Origin of the sequence: Candidatus Microbacterium colombiense (assembly GCA_029203165.1) — a bacterium.
Taxonomy (GTDB): domain Bacteria; phylum Actinomycetota; class Actinomycetes; order Actinomycetales; family Microbacteriaceae; genus Microbacterium; species Microbacterium colombiense.
The window spans coordinates 1,171,129-1,186,393 of record CP119308.1 but is presented as its reverse complement, the minus strand read 5'-3'; the positions used below and the strand labels follow the sequence as shown (position 1 = coordinate 1,186,393).

Here is a 15,265-nt window from a genome sequence, read left to right as displayed (position 1 = left end):
GGCCCCCACGAACGAAGAAGGCCCCAGGCGAATCGCCTGGGGCCCTCTCAGTCACTCAGTACTCAGTTATAGGTACCGGGGGTGATGTCGTCCGTCGAGAACGCGTCGAAGTCGACGTAACCGAAGTCACCGTCGGCGTACGCACCGTCGGATGCGAAGATCCGGTTCGGGTAGCGCTCGCTCTTGGCTTCCTCCGTCGCCTCGACCGTGACGTCGCGGTACTTCGAGAGACCGGTTCCGGCGGGGATGAGCTTTCCGATGATGACGTTCTCCTTGAGACCGACCAGCGGGTCGCGCTTGCCCTCCATGGCGGCCTGCGTGAGCACGCGGGTCGTCTCCTGGAAGGATGCAGCGGACAGCCACGACTCCGTCGCGAGCGACGCCTTCGTGATACCCATCAGCTCCGGACGGCCGGACGCGGGGCGCTTGCCCTCTGCCACGGTCTCGCGGTTGATCGCCTGGTAGCGCTTGAGGTCGACCATCTCACCCGGCAGCAGGTTCGTGTCGGCGTGATCGACGACCGTGACCTTGCGGAGCATCTGGCGGACGATGACCTCGATGTGCTTGTCGTGGATCGGCACACCCTGCGAGCGGTACACGCCCTGGACGCCACCGACGAGGTAACGCTGCACCTCGCGGGCGCCCATGACGCGCATGATCTCCTTGGGGTCCAGCGTGCCCACCAGGATCGGCTGACCGACCGTGACGTGCTGGCCGTCCTCGACGAGAAGCGTCGCACGCTTCAGCACCGGGTAGATGACGGGCTCGTCGCCGCTGTCGGGCGTGAGGATGACCTTCTTGCCCTTCTCGTTCTCGTCGATCGTGATGCGGCCATCGGCCTCAGCGATCGGCGAAGCACCCTTGGGGGTACGCGCCTCGAAGAGCTCCTGCACACGGGGAAGACCCTGCGTGATGTCATCCGCCGATGCCGAACCACCCGTGTGGAAGGTACGCATCGTCAGCTGGGTACCGGGCTCACCGATCGACTGAGCCGCGATGATGCCGACGGCCTCGCCGATGTCGACGGTCTTACCCGTCGCCAGCGAACGGCCGTAGCACTGCGCGCAGACACCGACGGCGGAGTCGCAGGTGAGGACGGAGCGGACCTTGATGGTCTCGACACCGGCCGCGACCAGCTTGTCGATCAGCACGTCACCGACGTCTTCACCAGCAGCGGCGAGAACCTCGCCCTTGCTGTCGACGACCTCGGAGGAGAGCGTACGAGCGAACACCGAGTTCTCGACGTTGGCGTCGCGGATCAGCGTGCCGGTCGAGTCGACCGCGGCGATCGGGAGCTCGAGGCCCTTCGACGTTCCACAGTTGTCCTCGCGGATGATGACGTCCTGCGAGACATCCACCAGACGACGGGTCAGGTAACCCGAGTCGGCGGTACGCAGAGCGGTGTCGGCCAGACCCTTACGGGTACCGTGCGTCGCGATGAAGTACTCCGCAACCGACAGACCCTCGCGGTACGAGGAGATGATCGGACGCGGGATGATCTCACCCTTGGGGTTGTTCACCAGACCGCGCATACCGGCGATGTTCCGGATCTGCAGCCAGTTACCACGAGCACCCGAAGACACCATGCGGTTGATGGTGTTGTCCTCCGGGAAGTGGGCCTTCATCGCGGCCTGGACCTCGTCGGTCGCCTCGGTCCAGATCTTGATGAGTTCCTGGCGACGCTCGGAGTCGGTCGTCAGACCCTTCTCGTACTGCGACTGGACCTTCGCGGCCTGCTTCTCGTAGCCGGCGACGATCTCGGCCTTGTTCGGCGGGGTCAGGATGTCGCTCAGGGCGACGGTCACACCGGAGCGCGTTGCCCAGTAGAAACCGGCATCCTTGATGCGGTCCAGCGACGCCGCCGTCTCGACCTTGGGGTACTCCTCGGCCAGCTTGTTGACGATCTGCGACAGCTTGTTCTTGTCTGCCTGCTCGCGGACGAACGGGTAGCCCTTGGGCAGCGTGTCGTTGAAGATGGCCTGACCCAGCGAGGCGTCGACGAGACCGTGACGGTCGTAGTCCTCGGGAGCTTCGCCCTCGAGGAACGTCAGACCGGGGATGCGGATGCGGATCTTCGCCTGCAGGTCGAGGGAACCCTCGTCCTTGGCCAGGATCGCCTCGCCCACGGAACCGAATGCACGTCCCTCACCGGCAGCGCCCGCCTTGACCGTGGTCAGGTGGTGCAGACCGATGATCATGTCCTGCGAAGGCAGGGTGACCGGACGGCCGTCAGACGGCTTCAGGATGTTGTTCGACGCGAGCATCAACACGCGGGCCTCGGCCTGAGCCTCGACCGACAGCGGCAGGTGAACAGCCATCTGGTCACCGTCGAAGTCGGCGTTGAACGCCGCGCAGACGAGCGGGTGCAGCTGGATGGCCTTACCCTCGACGAGCTGAGGCTCGAAGGCCTGGATGCCGAGACGGTGCAGCGTGGGCGCACGGTTGAGCAGCACGGGACGCTCGCGGATGATCTCCTCGAGCACGTCCCAGACCTCGGGACGCGTGCGCTCGACGGCGCGCTTGGCCGCCTTGATGTTCTGCGAGTGACCGAGGTCGATCAGGCGCTTGATCACGAACGGCTTGAAGAGCTCCAGAGCCATCTGCTTGGGCAGACCGCACTGGTGCAGCTTGAGCTGCGGTCCGACGATGATGACCGAACGGCCCGAGTAGTCGACGCGCTTTCCGAGCAGGTTCTGACGGAAGCGACCCTGCTTACCCTTGAGCATGTCGCTCAGGGACTTGAGGGCGCGGTTGCCGGTTCCGGTGACGGGACGACCACGGCGACCGTTGTCGAACAGTGCGTCGACGGCCTCCTGCAGCATGCGCTTCTCGTTGTTGACGATGATCTCGGGGGCACCGAGGTCGATCAGACGACGAAGACGGTTGTTTCGGTTGATCACACGACGGTAGAGGTCGTTCAGGTCGGAGGTCGCGAAGCGGCCACCGTCGAGCTGCACCATCGGGCGCAGCTCCGGCGGGATCACCGGAACGACATCGAGGACCATCGCGGCCGGGCTCATGCCGGTCTCGAGGAACGAGCTGACGACCTTGAGGCGCTTGATCGCACGGATCTTGCGCTGGCCCTTGCCCTCGGAGATCTGCAGACGCAGGTTCTCCGCCTCGGCTGCGAGGTCGAACGCGGCGAGACGACGCTGGATCGACTCGGCACCCATGTAGGCCTCGAAGTACTGACCGAAACGGTCCTGCAGCTCGTGGAACACGTCGTCTTCCGGACGCAGCGCGCCGACCTCGAGCGTGCGGAAGTCTTCCCACACGCGCTCGAGCTTGGCGATCGCCTCGTCGGCACCCTTGCGGATGAGCGACATCTCCTTCTCGGCGGCGTCCTTGACCTTCTTCTTGACGTCGGCCTTGGCACCCTCGGCCTCGAGGGCAGCGAGCTCCTCCTCCAGGCGTCCGAGGCGCTCCGAGATCTTCGAGTCGCGGCGGTCGCCGAGAGTCTTGAGCTCGAGGCGGATGTTGTTCTCCTGCGTGCCCAGGTCGCGGTGACGAGCATCCTCGTCGACCGAGATCACCATGTACGCGGCGAAGTAGATGACCTTCTCGAGGTCCTTCGGCGCCATGTCGAGCAGGTAGCCCAGACGCGAGGGCACGCCCTTGAAGTACCAGATGTGGGTGACGGGAGCGGCGAGCTCGATGTGACCCATGCGCTCACGACGGACGGAGCTCTTGGTGACCTCCACGCCGCAGCGCTCGCAGACGATGCCCTTGAAGCGGACGCGCTTGTACTTTCCGCAGGCGCACTCCCAGTCGCGGGACGGGCCGAAGATCTGCTCTCCGAAGAGACCGTCCTTCTCCGGCTTCAGGGTGCGGTAATTGATGGTTTCGGGCTTCTTGACCTCACCAAAGGACCACGCGCGAATGTGGTCTGCAGTGGCCAGGCCGATGCGAAGCTCATCGAAAGTGTTTGACTCGAGCACAAATTCTCCTGTGTAGGAATTCTTCTGAAGAAATCGGGGAGGATGGGCCGCCGCCGTGGCGATCGCGACGGGCGGCGGCCCAGACCTTAGATCTCGTCGATCGAGGCGGCCTCGAAGCGGCTGGAGATGTTGATTCCGAGCTCTTCCGCAGCACGGAAGGCCTCATCGTCGGTGTCACGCAGGTTGACCAGCGTGCCGTCGGCCGAGAGCACCTCGACGTTCAGGCAGAGCGACTGCATCTCCTTCATGAGCACCTTGAAGGACTCGGGGATGCCGGGCTCCTGGATGTTCTCGCCCTTGACGATCGCCTCGTACACCTTGACGCGGCCGAGGATGTCGTCGGACTTGATCGTGAGGAGCTCCTGGAGCGCGTATGCGGCGCCGTAGGCCTCGAGGGCCCACACCTCCATCTCACCGAAGCGCTGTCCACCGAACTGCGCCTTACCACCGAGCGGCTGCTGGGTGATCATCGAGTACGGACCCGTGGAACGTGCGTGGATCTTGTCGTCGACCAGGTGGTGCAGCTTCAGGATGTACATGTAGCCGACCGAGATCGGAGCCGGGAAGGGCTCACCCGAACGACCGTCGAAGAGCTGCGTCTTGCCCGTCGAGTCGATCAGGCGCACACCGTCGCGCGTCGGGGTGGTCACGTCGAGGAGACCGGCGATCTCCTCCTCGCTCGCACCGTCGAACACCGGGGTGGCGACCTTCGTGCCGGGAGCGGCCTCGAAAGCCTGCTCCGGCAGACGCGCTGCCCACTCCGGCTTGCCTTCGACCTTCCAGCCCTGCTTGGCGATCCACCCGAGGTGGGTCTCCAGCACCTGGCCGAAGTTCATTCGACCCGGGATGCCGAGCGGGTTCAGCACGATGTCGACCGGAGTTCCGTCCGCGAGGAACGGCATGTCCTCGATCGGGAGGATCTTCGCGATGACACCCTTGTTGCCGTGACGGCCGGCGAGCTTGTCACCCTCGGTGATCTTGCGCTTCTGGGCGATGTAGACCACGACGCGGCGGTTGACGCCGGAGCCGAGCTCGTCGTCGCCGTCCTCGGCGTTGAACTCCTTGACGGCGATGATCGTGCCCTGCTCGCCGTGGGGCACCTTCAGCGAGGTGTCACGGACTTCGCGGCTCTTCTCGTTGAAGATCGCGCGGAGCAGACGCTCCTCGGCCGACAGCTCGGTCTCACCCTTCGGCGTGACCTTGCCGACGAGGATGTCGCCGGGGCGAACCTCGGCGCCGATGCGGATGATGCCGCGCTCGTCGAGGTCCTTCAGCAGCTCAGGGCTGACGTTGGGGAGGTCACGGGTGATCTCCTCCTTGCCGAGCTTGGTGTCGCGCGCGTCGACCTCGTACTCCTCGATGTGGATCGAGGAGAGGGTGTCGTCCTTCACCAGGTCCTGGCTGAGGATGATCGCGTCCTCGAAGTTGTAGCCTTCCCACGTCATGAACGCGACGAGGAGGTTCTTTCCGAGGGCCAGCTCGCCGTTTTCGGTGGCGGGGCCATCGGCGATGACCTCTCCGACCTCGACGCGCTCACCGGCGTTGACGACGACCTTCTGGTTGTACGACGTGCCCTGGTTCGAGCGGTCGAACTTGCGCAGGTGGTATTCCTGCGTCCCACCCTCGTCGAGCATGACGACGACGCGGTCTGCGGAGACCTCGGAGACGACACCCGGCTTCTCAGCCGTGAGCACGTCGCCGGCGTCGATGGCCGTGTAGCCCTCCATACCGGTTCCAACGAGCGGCGAGTCGCTGCGCAGCAGCGGCACAGCCTGACGCTGCATGTTGGCACCCATGAGGGCGCGCTGTGCGTCGTCGTGCTCGAGGAACGGCACGAGCGAGGTCGCGACCGACACCATCTGGCGCGGGGAGACGTCGATGTAGCCGATGTCCTCCGGGAGGAACATGTCGACCTCGCCGCTGCCGCCCTTGGGGCGGGCCAGCACGTGGCTCTCGAGGAAGCGACCCTTGGCATCGAGCGGGGCGTTGGCCTGCGCGATGTTGAAGTCGACCTCTTCGGAAGCCGTGAGGTAGTCGATGTGCTCGGTGACGGCGCCGCCTTCGACCTTGCGGTACGGGGTCTCGATGAAGCCGAACGAGTTGATGCGCGCGAACGTCGCGAGAGCACCGATCAGACCGATGTTCGGGCCTTCCGGGGTCTCGATCGGGCACATGCGGCCGTAGTGCGAGGGGTGGACGTCACGGACCTCGACACCGGCGCGGTCACGCGAGAGACCACCGGGGCCGAGCGCGGACAGACGACGCTTGTTCGTCAGACCGGCGAGCGGGTTGTTCTGGTCCATGAACTGCGACAGCTGCGAGGTTCCGAAGAACTCCTTGATCGCGGCGACGACGGGGCGCACGTTGATCAGGGTCTGCGGCGTGATGGCCTCGATGTCCTGCGTGGTCATGCGCTCGCGGACGACGCGCTCCATGCGGGACAGACCGGTGCGGACCTGGTTCTGGATGAGCTCGCCCACCGCGCGGATACGACGGTTGCCGAAGTTGTCGATGTCGTCGGTCGCGAGACGGATCTCGGCCTTCTTGCCCGAGCGGATGCCCGAGAACGTCTCTTCGGTACCGGCGTGCAGACGCACGAGGTACTTGATCGTCGCGACGATGTCCTCGACGGTCAGCACCGACGAGTTCAGCGGCTGGTCGAGACCGAGCTTGTGGTTGATCTTGTATCGACCCACCTTCGCCAGGTCGTAGCGCTTCGGGTTGAAGTAGAAGTTGTCCAGCAGCGCACGGGCGGCCTCGGCGGCGACCTGCTCGCCCGGACGCAGCTTGCGGTAGATGTCGCGGAGCGCATCTTCCTTCGTGACGATGGTGTCCTTCGCGAGCGTCTCCTCGATCGAGGTGTAGCCGGCGAACTCCGCGAGGATCTCCTCGCTGGTCATGCCCAGCGCCTTGAGGAACACGGTGACGGACTGCTTGCGCTTGCGGTCGACGCGCACGCCGACCTGGTCGCGCTTGTCGATCTCGAACTCGAGCCATGCACCACGGCTCGGGATGACGCGCGCCGACACGATGTCCTTGTCGGACGTCTTGTCGGGGGTCTTGTCGAAGTAGACACCGGGCGAGCGCACGAGCTGCGACACGACGACGCGCTCGGAGCCGTTGATGATGAACGTGCCCTTGCCGGTCTGGAGCGGGAAGTCGCCCATGAAGACCGTCTGCGTCTTGATCTCACCCGTGAGGTGGTTCATGAACTCGGCCTCGACGTACAGCGGAGCGGCGTAGGTCTTGCCACGCTCCTTGCACTCCTCGATCGAGTACTTCTCCGGCTCGAGGTACGGGTTCGTGAACGACAGCTGCATCGTCTCGCCGAGGTCCTCGATCGGGGAGATCTCCTCGAAGATCTCGCCGAGGCCGCTGTTCTCGTTCACGTCGGTGCGGCCGGCCTTCTTGGCCTCGGCAACGCGCGCCTTCCAGGCGTCGTTACCGACGAGCCAACCGAAGGACTCGGTCTGCAGTGCGAGAAGGTCAGGGACCGTCAGCGTGTCGGAGATCTTGGCGAACGAAAGACGGGAAGCTCCGCGTCCGTTCTTGGTGGTGGTGGATGTGGATGCGTTGCGAGCAGCAGCCAAGGGAATAACCTCCGTGAGCCCCGCAGGGCTTCTCGATTCCTTTGTCGTCAGGTGGAGTGTGCGCTCAAAGACTCAACAGATGCCGACCACCATATGAGGGCAGGGAGAAACGAGCGCAACTACCAACTATACGCACGATTCTGCGACATGGCAAGCTCAGTCCTTGACCAATGTCGGATGCTGCGGTATTGGCATCCTCGATCGTCGACACACCACGCCCGCGTCGAGAAACCACGTGTGGCGCGATGTCTCGCGGCATACGTGGTTCCTCGACGGGCGGGGCCTCAGGAGGCGATGTTCAGCTCGTTCCCGGGGATCGAGGCGAGCAGACGCCGCGTGTACGGGTCGCGCGCATTCGTGAAGATCTCCTCCGACGAGGCGGCCTCCACGAGCGCGCCGTCCTTCATCACGCACACGTAGTCGCTGATCAGTCGGACCACCGCGAGGTCGTGCGAGATGAACAGGTAGCTCAGCCCGTACTCGCGCTGCAGGTCGCCGAGCAGCGTCAGGATCTGGTCCTGCACCAGCACGTCGAGCGCCGACACCGGCTCATCGCACACGATCAGGTCGGGCGAGAGCGCCAGCGCCCGGGCGATCGCGACGCGCTGCCGCTGCCCGCCCGAGAGCTCCGAGGGGTAGCGCCGCAGCATCGACTGCGGCAGCGCCACGTCGTCGAGCAGCTGCCGCACGCGGGCACGGCGTTCGGTACTGCTCCCCCGCCGATAGAAGTCGAGCGGCTCGGATATGAGTCGTTCGATCGTGAACATCGGGTTGAGGCTCGAGTATGGGTCCTGGAAGATCGGCTGCACGCGCTGACGGAAGTCCTTCGTGTCCGCTTTGCTGAGCGACGACACGTCCTTCCCCTCGAACCGGATCAGCCCGCTGGTCGGCTCGATCACCTTGAGCAGCATGCGCGCCGTGGTCGTCTTCCCGGAACCCGACTCCCCCACGATCGCCACCGTCTCGCCGCGTGGGATCGCGAGCGAGACGTCGTTCACGGCGACGAAGTCCTCCTTCTGCCCGCGCACGGGGTAGACCTTCGTGAGGTTCTCGATCTCGACGATGTTGTCGGCGGGCGCCGCCGGGGCATCATCCGGCGCGGCATCCGCCGCAGGCCGATCCTCGACGCGGAACGCCTCCGGGCGCAGTCGCGCAGCGGCGACCGATGGGGCCGCCTTCACGAGCGACTGCGTGTACGGATGCTGCGGGGACTCGAGGATCTGTCGCGCATCCCCCTGCTCCACCACCTTGCCCCGGTGCATCACGATCACGCGCTCCGCACGCTCGGCCGCGAGGCCGAGGTCGTGCGTGATCAGCAGCACCGCCGTCCCGAGGTCGCGGGTCATGGCTCCGATCTGGTCGAGGATCGTCTGCTGCACCGTCACGTCGAGCGCGCTGGTCGGCTCGTCGGCGATCAGCAGCCGGGGCTTGCACGCCAGGCCGATCGCGATGAGCGCACGCTGTCGCATGCCACCGGAGAACTCGTGCGGGTACTGCTTCGCCCGGCGCTCCGGATCCGGCAGGCCGGCCGCGGTGAGAGCCTCGACGACCTTCTGCTGCACGTTCTGGCGCGTGGCCAGCCCGTGCGCGAGCAGCGTCTCGGCGACCTGGGTGCCGATCTTGGCCACCGGGTTCAGGTTCGACATCGGATCCTGCGGGACCAGACCGATGTCGCGCCCGCGGATCGACCGCAGCTCGTGCTCCGGCGCGTGCGCGATCTCCTTCCCGTCGAGGCGGATGCTCCCGGCGGCCACACGCCCGCCGCCCGCGAGCAGTCCGATGATCGCCATCGCCGTGGTGGATTTGCCCGATCCGGACTCCCCCACGATCGCGACGGTCTGACCGGCCGCGATCTCGAGGTCGACGCCCTCGACGGCGTGAACGACGCCGTCCATCGTGGTGAAGTCCACCGCGAGGTTCTGCACCGACAGCAGGCGTGCATTCGACATCTGATTCTCCTTCGCGGCGGTCATCGCGCCCTCGTCCTCGGGTCCATGGCTTCGCGCAGCGCTTCACCGAACAGGGTGAAGCCGAGCGCGGTGACCGCGATGCAGATACCGGGGAGGAACGCCAACCACGGAGCGATCGCCAGTTCGGCCTGCGCGTAGGTGAGCATGCGCCCCCATTCCGCCGTCTCCGGTCGCCCTCCGCCGAGGCCGAGGAACGAGAGTGCCGCGGCGTCGATGACGGCCGTGGCGAGCGTGAGGGTTCCCTGCACGATCACCGGTCCGATCGCGTTCGGGAGCACGTGCGACATCGTGATCGAGCCTCGTCCCAGACCCAGGGTCTGCGCCGAGAGCACGTAGTCGCTGGAGCGTTGCTGCAGCATGGATGCGCGCAGCAGACGGGCGAAGATCGGCACCTGCGAGGCACCGATCGCGATCATGACCGCGAAGGGCGTCTGCCCCAGGATCGCCGCGATCGACACCGCCAGCAGCAGGTTCGGCACCGAGAGGATGATGTCGACGACGCGCATGATGAGCGTGTCGACCCAGCCCCCGAAGGTGCCGGCGAGCAGGCCGAGCAGCATGCCGCCGACGAGGCCGAGCGCGGTCGAGATCACACCGATGAGCAGAGAGGCCTGCGCACCCCAGATGAGTTTCGACAGCACGTCTCCGCCGAAGCGGTCGAGTCCGAGCGGGAACTCGGGCAGCTCACCGGGTCCGGGGATGTGCGTCGGGGTGATGAATTTCGCCCCCGGCAGCGCGGTCTCCGGATACGGGGCGATCAGGGGCGCCAGCCCCGCCACGAGGATGAAGAGCAGGACGATGCCCGCCCCGACCCATGCGGTCGGATTGCGACGCAGGCGGCGGAACACATCGCGCCAGAAGCCGCCGGGGCCGTCCTTCAGATCGGCCTGGGCGATGGCGACGGTGTCGATGATCCCGCCACCCTGGGCAGGAGGAAGTGCGACGCTCATGACGCGACCTCCTTTCGAGCTGTGCGCTGTCGAGCGGTGCGGAGAGTCATCACTGCACCCTCACTCTCGGATCGATGAAGCTGTACGACACGTCGACGGCCAGGTTGATCAGGGCGTAGGCGATCGCGATGAAGATGATGAATCCCTGCAGCACAGGGAAGTCACGCGTGAAGATCGCCCGGGCGAGGAACGATCCGATGCCCGGGAAGGCGAACACCGTCTCGGTGAGCACCGCCCCCGAGATGAGAAGACCGGTCTGCAGGCCGATCGTCGTGATCACGGGCAGCATGGCGTTGCGCAGGATGAAGTGGTTGCGCAGCGTCGACGATCCGACGCCCTTCGCGCGACCCGTTCGCACGTAATCCGCGTTCTGCACCTCGAGGACGCTCGCCCTCGTGATGCGCACGATGATCGCGAGCGGGATCGTGCCGAGTGCGAGCGCGGGCAGCACGAGATGCAGGAGCGCATCCCAGGAGGCGTCGAACTCGCCCGTGATGATGCCGTCCCACACGTAGAAGCCCGTGGGATGGGTGGCATCGATCCGTGGATTCTGTCGTCCGTCCGACGGCAACCAGCCCAACTGGACCGCGAAGACGTACTTGAGGATGAACGCCAGGAAGAACACCGGGATGGTGATGCCGACCAGGCTCAGCACCACGGACGCGTGGTCGCTGAACTTGCCGTGCCGGCGGGCGGCCCAGTACCCGAGGGGGACGCCGACGCCGATCGCGAAGATCAGCGCGACGACGCTCAGCTCGAGGGTCGCGGGGAACCGTCGCAGGAACTCGTCGACGACGGGGCGGTTGGTCTGGATCGAGGTTCCGAAGTCTCCCTGCAGGAGACGTCCGATCCAGATGAAGTACTGCTCGATGAGCGGCTTGTTGAAGCCGTAGAGCTCGTTGACTCGGGCGATGGCCTCCGGAGTCGCCTTCTCGCCGAGAAGAGCGACGGCCGGGCCGCCGGGAAGGGCCCTGACCCAGGCGAACAGCAGGATGCTGAGGCCGAGCAGGGTGGGGATGAGGAACAGCAGTCGCCTGCCGATGGTGCGCAACAAGAAGATCTCCGTTGATCAGAGGGGACGCGTCGCCCGGCCCCCGCGCGTCGCGCGGGGGCCGGGTTCGGGCATCTCAGTCGGTCGGACCTACTTGGTGAGGACGATGTCGGTGAAGACCTCGTCGTTCACGGGGCTGGCCGGGTAGCTCTTCACGCGCGGGTCGAACGCCAGGGTCGGCGCCGGGTGCGCGAGCGGGACACCGGGGATGAAGGTCGCGACATCCTCGTTGATCTCCTCGTACAGCGCGCTCTGCTCGTCGAGGTTGGAGACGCCGCGGGCGTCAGCCAGCTTCTGGAACAGCTCGGGGTTGTCGAAGCCCCACTCGGAGCTCTTCTGACCGAAGAAGACGCCGACGAAGTTGTCGGTGTCGTTGTAGTCGCCGGTCCAGCCGAGCAGGTGGATGCCGTGATCCGAGGTGCCCGTGGTGCGGTCGAGGTATTCGACCCACTCCTCGGAGACCGGGGTGGTCTCGACGCCCACATCGGCGAGCTGCGTGGAGAGCACGGTGAAGATCTGCTCGGGGTCCGGCATGTAGGGACGCGAGACGTTGACCGGGTAGTTGAAGTCCAGCTTCAGCGGGTTCGCCTCGTCGTAGCCGGCCTCGGCGAGCAGCGACTTGGCCTTCTCGGGGTCGTAGTCATAGGTCGTGACATCCGGGTTGTAGCCGTTGACGACCTCGGGCAGGAACTCGATCGCCTTCTGCGTACCCTCCGGGAGCACCTGGGTGATCAGCGCATCCTTGTCGATCGCGTACGACAGCGCCTCACGGACCTTGGGGTCCTGCAGGGCGGGAACCGCCTGGTTGAACGCCAGGTAGAGGATCGTGAACGGAGGACGCGACACCATCGTGAACCCGTCGTCCTCGAGCGCCTTGGTGTCGGCCGGACCGACCAGGTCGTAGCCGTCGATCGAGCCGGACTCCAACGCCTGGCGGCGAGCGGTCGGGTCGTCGATCGTGCGGAAGATGATCTGGTCGATCTGTCCCTTGTCGCCCCAGTAGTCGGCGTAGGACTTCAGGGTGACCTGCTCGCCCGGTGCCCATTCCTCGAACTGGTACGGGCCGGTGCCGACCGGGTGCGCTGTCGCGTATTCCGACAGCACGGGGGCCTCAGCGGAACCACTCACGTCGTCCGCTCCGAACTCCTGCATGGCCGAAGGACTCTGCATCCCGAAGGAGGGCAGCGACAGGGAGGCCACGAAACCGGCGAACGGCTTGTTGAGCTCGATCGTGACCGAGTAGTCGCCGTCCGGCGTGCACGACTTGTAGACGGCGTCGGCGGCGTTCGACGCGTAGCCCTTGAAGAGCTTGTTGTAGTAGTAGCCGAATGCCTCGGACGCGGCGAGACCGGTCCAGTTGAACCAGCGGTCGAAGTTCACGCACACGGCCTCGGCGTTGAACGGGGTGCCGTCCTGGAACGTCACGTCCTCCTTCAGAGCGAACGTGTGGGACATGCCGTCATCGGACGACTTCCAGCTCTCGGCGAGGAGCGGGGCGGGGTCTGCGGTGCCGGGCTCGGTGCCGACGAGACCTTCGAAGATCTGACGGGAGACGCGGAAGCTCTCGCCGTCCTGCGCGAACGCGGGGTCGAGGCTGGCCGGATCGGAGGATGCGGCGAAGACGAACGTGCCGTCGACATCGCCTGATCCCTCCCCCGCGTCGTCGCCACGATCGCTGGCGACGCAACCCGCGAGCACGAGTGCTGCGAGCGTCGCTCCGGTGACGGCGATGAGTCCTCGCCGACGCATGACTGAGTGGTGCATGGTGTGAACCTTCCCTGTGGGGCGCTTCTTTGCGCGTTCCGGTGGCCTCTTCGCCTCCGGACACGGTGATCCCTCGACGCTACCCAGCCGATCCTCAGATGCCAAATGGTTCGAGGTTGCAATCCGGTATCGGCGCCGGGGGTGCTTCGACCATCCGGTAGTGTCCAGAATGTGACCGAATCCGCCCCTCTCGCCGTGTGCGTCGGAGAGGGTCTGATCTCTCTGGTCGCTGCGACAGCCGCCCCGCTGGAGGAGTGCCGCACGTTCCATCGATCGCTGGCCGGCTCCGAGTGGAACACCGCCATCGCCCTCGCATCGGCCGGCGTCCGCACCGCCGTCGTGTCCCGCGTCGGCGACGACGGGTTCGGCCGCTTCCTCACCGCCGAGCTCCGCCGCCACGGGGTCGACGATTCCGCCGTCGAGGTCGATGACACCGCCCCCACCGGGCTCTACGTCAAGGAACTCGCTCCCCGCTCCGATGGCGCGGTCGACGGCACCATGCACTACTACCGCACGGGATCCGCCGCATCCGCCATGTCGCCGCGCACGCTCAGCGCACCGGCCGCCGCCGCTCTGCTCGAGGCCGCGGCTCTGGTACACACCTCGGGCATCACCCCGGCGATCTCCGCGTCGGCGCGATCCGCGCAGGAGGTGCTCTTCTCGGAGCGACGTGGTGAGCGTGTGATCAGCTTCGACGTGAACTGGCGTCCGGCGCTCTGGCGCGGCCGCGAAGAGGAAGGCCGCGCGCTGCTGACCGACCTCGCCCATCGGGCCGACATCGTGTTCTGCACGGCTCCGGATGCCGCGGCCGTCTTCGGCACGGATGATGCGGACGCACTGCGCGCCCTCATCCCCGAGCCCCGCTACCTGATCGTGACGGATGCCCGCGGCGCCATCGCCTTCGACGGTGCGGAGTCCGCACCGAGCGCGGCGATCGACGTGCCTGTGGTCGAGACGATCGGCGCGGGCGACGCGTTCGCCGCCGGCTTCCTGGCCGGAGTGCTCACCGGGCTCTCAGTGACGGGCAGTCTCGCCCGAGCGCACCGCATCGCGACCCGCGTGCTGGCGACCACACGCGATCACGTCGACTGAGGCAGCCACCGGCCCAACCGGCCGCTCAGCCCTCGACGCGCGGGCGCGACCGCACCCTCGACACCGCGGCGTCGTGCGTGCGCTGCAACGGAATCACGACGGGTTCGCCGCGATGCTGTACGACACGGACGAACAGCACATCGACGAGGGCGAGCTGCGCGATGCGGCTCGACATCGCCGCCATACGGAACGGCGACTCATGCGCGTGCGTGAGCAGCACGACGTCGGCCGCGAGAGCGAGAGCGGATTCGGCCGCGCTCGTCACGGCGACCGAGAGCGCGCCGGCATCGCGTGCGACCTCGAGCGCCCGCACGGTCTCGAACGTCGACCCGCTGTGCGAGAACGCGATCGCGACGTCGTCACCGCTGCGCAGTGCGGCTGTCGTGACGGCCAGGTGAGGATCAGCCGAGTGCGACACGGAGCAGCCGATGCGCGAGAGCTTGAGGAGCAGATCCTGCGCTGTCAGCGATGATGCCGCCTGCCCGAACAGGTCGATGTGCCGCGCGGCCACGACAGCACGGGCCACGCGGTCGAGAGCGGCGGCATCGAGACCGAGTGCGGTCCTCTCGATCGCATCGATCTCCTGCGCCGCGAGTTTCGCCGCGATCGCGGCGGGCTCGTCGTCCGGATCGATCGCCGTCGTGTCGAGGCTGAAGCGCGCCTGCTGGGCCTGTTCGAGGGTCACCGTGCGGGCGACGGCGACCCGCAGCTCCCGATAGCCGGTATACCCCAACGACTGGGCGAACCGGGCGACCGTCGACAGCGACGTGCGGCAGAGCTTTGCCAGGTCGTTGATCGCGAGGTCGACGACCAGGGTCGGATCCGCGAGGATCGTCTCCGCGACGCGCGCTTCAGCGGCACTCAGTCGTGAGACCGAGCGTCGCACCAGCGCGAGAACGTCTGCGTCCAC

General features: G+C 66.3%; 8 protein-coding genes. 1 reads left to right on the top strand and 7 read right to left on the bottom strand.

What is annotated here, in order from left to right; genetic code table 11:
• Positions 1-62 precede the first annotated feature (62 nt).
• The 6 genes from rpoC to P0Y60_05740 form a co-directional block, all read right to left on the bottom strand.
• Entirely contained in the window at positions 63-3,938 is a 3,876-nt protein-coding gene (rpoC, locus tag P0Y60_05765) for a DNA-directed RNA polymerase subunit beta' (GenBank protein ID WEK62262.1), read from the bottom strand.
• A gap of 86 nt (positions 3,939-4,024) precedes the next feature.
• Positions 4,025-7,528 carry a DNA-directed RNA polymerase subunit beta gene (locus P0Y60_05760; protein ID WEK62261.1) on the bottom strand — a complete coding sequence of 1,168 codons (3,504 nt, stop codon included), beginning with the start codon at positions 7,526-7,528 and terminating at the stop codon, positions 4,025-4,027.
• Positions 7,529-7,812: 284 nt separating this feature from the next.
• On the bottom strand, positions 7,813-9,477 hold the full coding sequence (locus tag P0Y60_05755; protein ID WEK62260.1) for an ABC transporter ATP-binding protein: 1,665 nt from the start codon (positions 9,475-9,477) through the stop codon (positions 7,813-7,815).
• 20 nt (positions 9,478-9,497) lie between these two features.
• On the bottom strand, positions 9,498-10,448 hold the full coding sequence (locus P0Y60_05750) for an ABC transporter permease (GenBank protein ID WEK62259.1): 951 nt from the start codon (positions 10,446-10,448) through the stop codon (positions 9,498-9,500).
• A 49-nt stretch (positions 10,449-10,497) separates the two neighbouring features.
• Entirely contained in the window at positions 10,498-11,502 is a 1,005-nt protein-coding gene (locus tag P0Y60_05745) for an ABC transporter permease (GenBank protein ID WEK62258.1), read from the bottom strand.
• Positions 11,503-11,589: 87 nt separating this feature from the next.
• Positions 11,590-13,263 (bottom strand): ABC transporter substrate-binding protein, encoded by a 1,674-nt coding sequence (locus P0Y60_05740; GenBank protein ID WEK62257.1) that lies wholly within the window; start codon positions 13,261-13,263, stop codon positions 11,590-11,592.
• Between the two features lie 171 nt (positions 13,264-13,434).
• Here P0Y60_05740 and P0Y60_05735 point away from each other — a divergent pair, with 171 nt between their 5' ends.
• Positions 13,435-14,355, top strand: coding sequence for a sugar kinase (locus P0Y60_05735; protein WEK62256.1), 921 nt, complete (start codon positions 13,435-13,437; stop codon positions 14,353-14,355).
• 25 nt (positions 14,356-14,380) lie between these two features.
• On the opposite strand, the gene P0Y60_05730 is transcribed toward P0Y60_05735, so the two are convergent.
• Positions 14,381-15,265, bottom strand: coding sequence for a MurR/RpiR family transcriptional regulator (locus P0Y60_05730; protein ID WEK62255.1), 885 nt, complete (start codon positions 15,263-15,265; stop codon positions 14,381-14,383).

Coding starts and splice junctions, on each gene's coding strand:
- P0Y60_05750 (WEK62259.1), bottom strand. CDS start 10,448: ATGAGCGTCGCACTTCCTCCTGCCCAGGGTGGCGGGATCATCGACACC.
- P0Y60_05740 (WEK62257.1), bottom strand. CDS start 13,263: ATGCACCACTCAGTCATGCGTCGGCGAGGACTCATCGCCGTCACCGGA.
- P0Y60_05755 (WEK62260.1), bottom strand. CDS start 9,477: ATGTCGAATGCACGCCTGCTGTCGGTGCAGAACCTCGCGGTGGACTTC.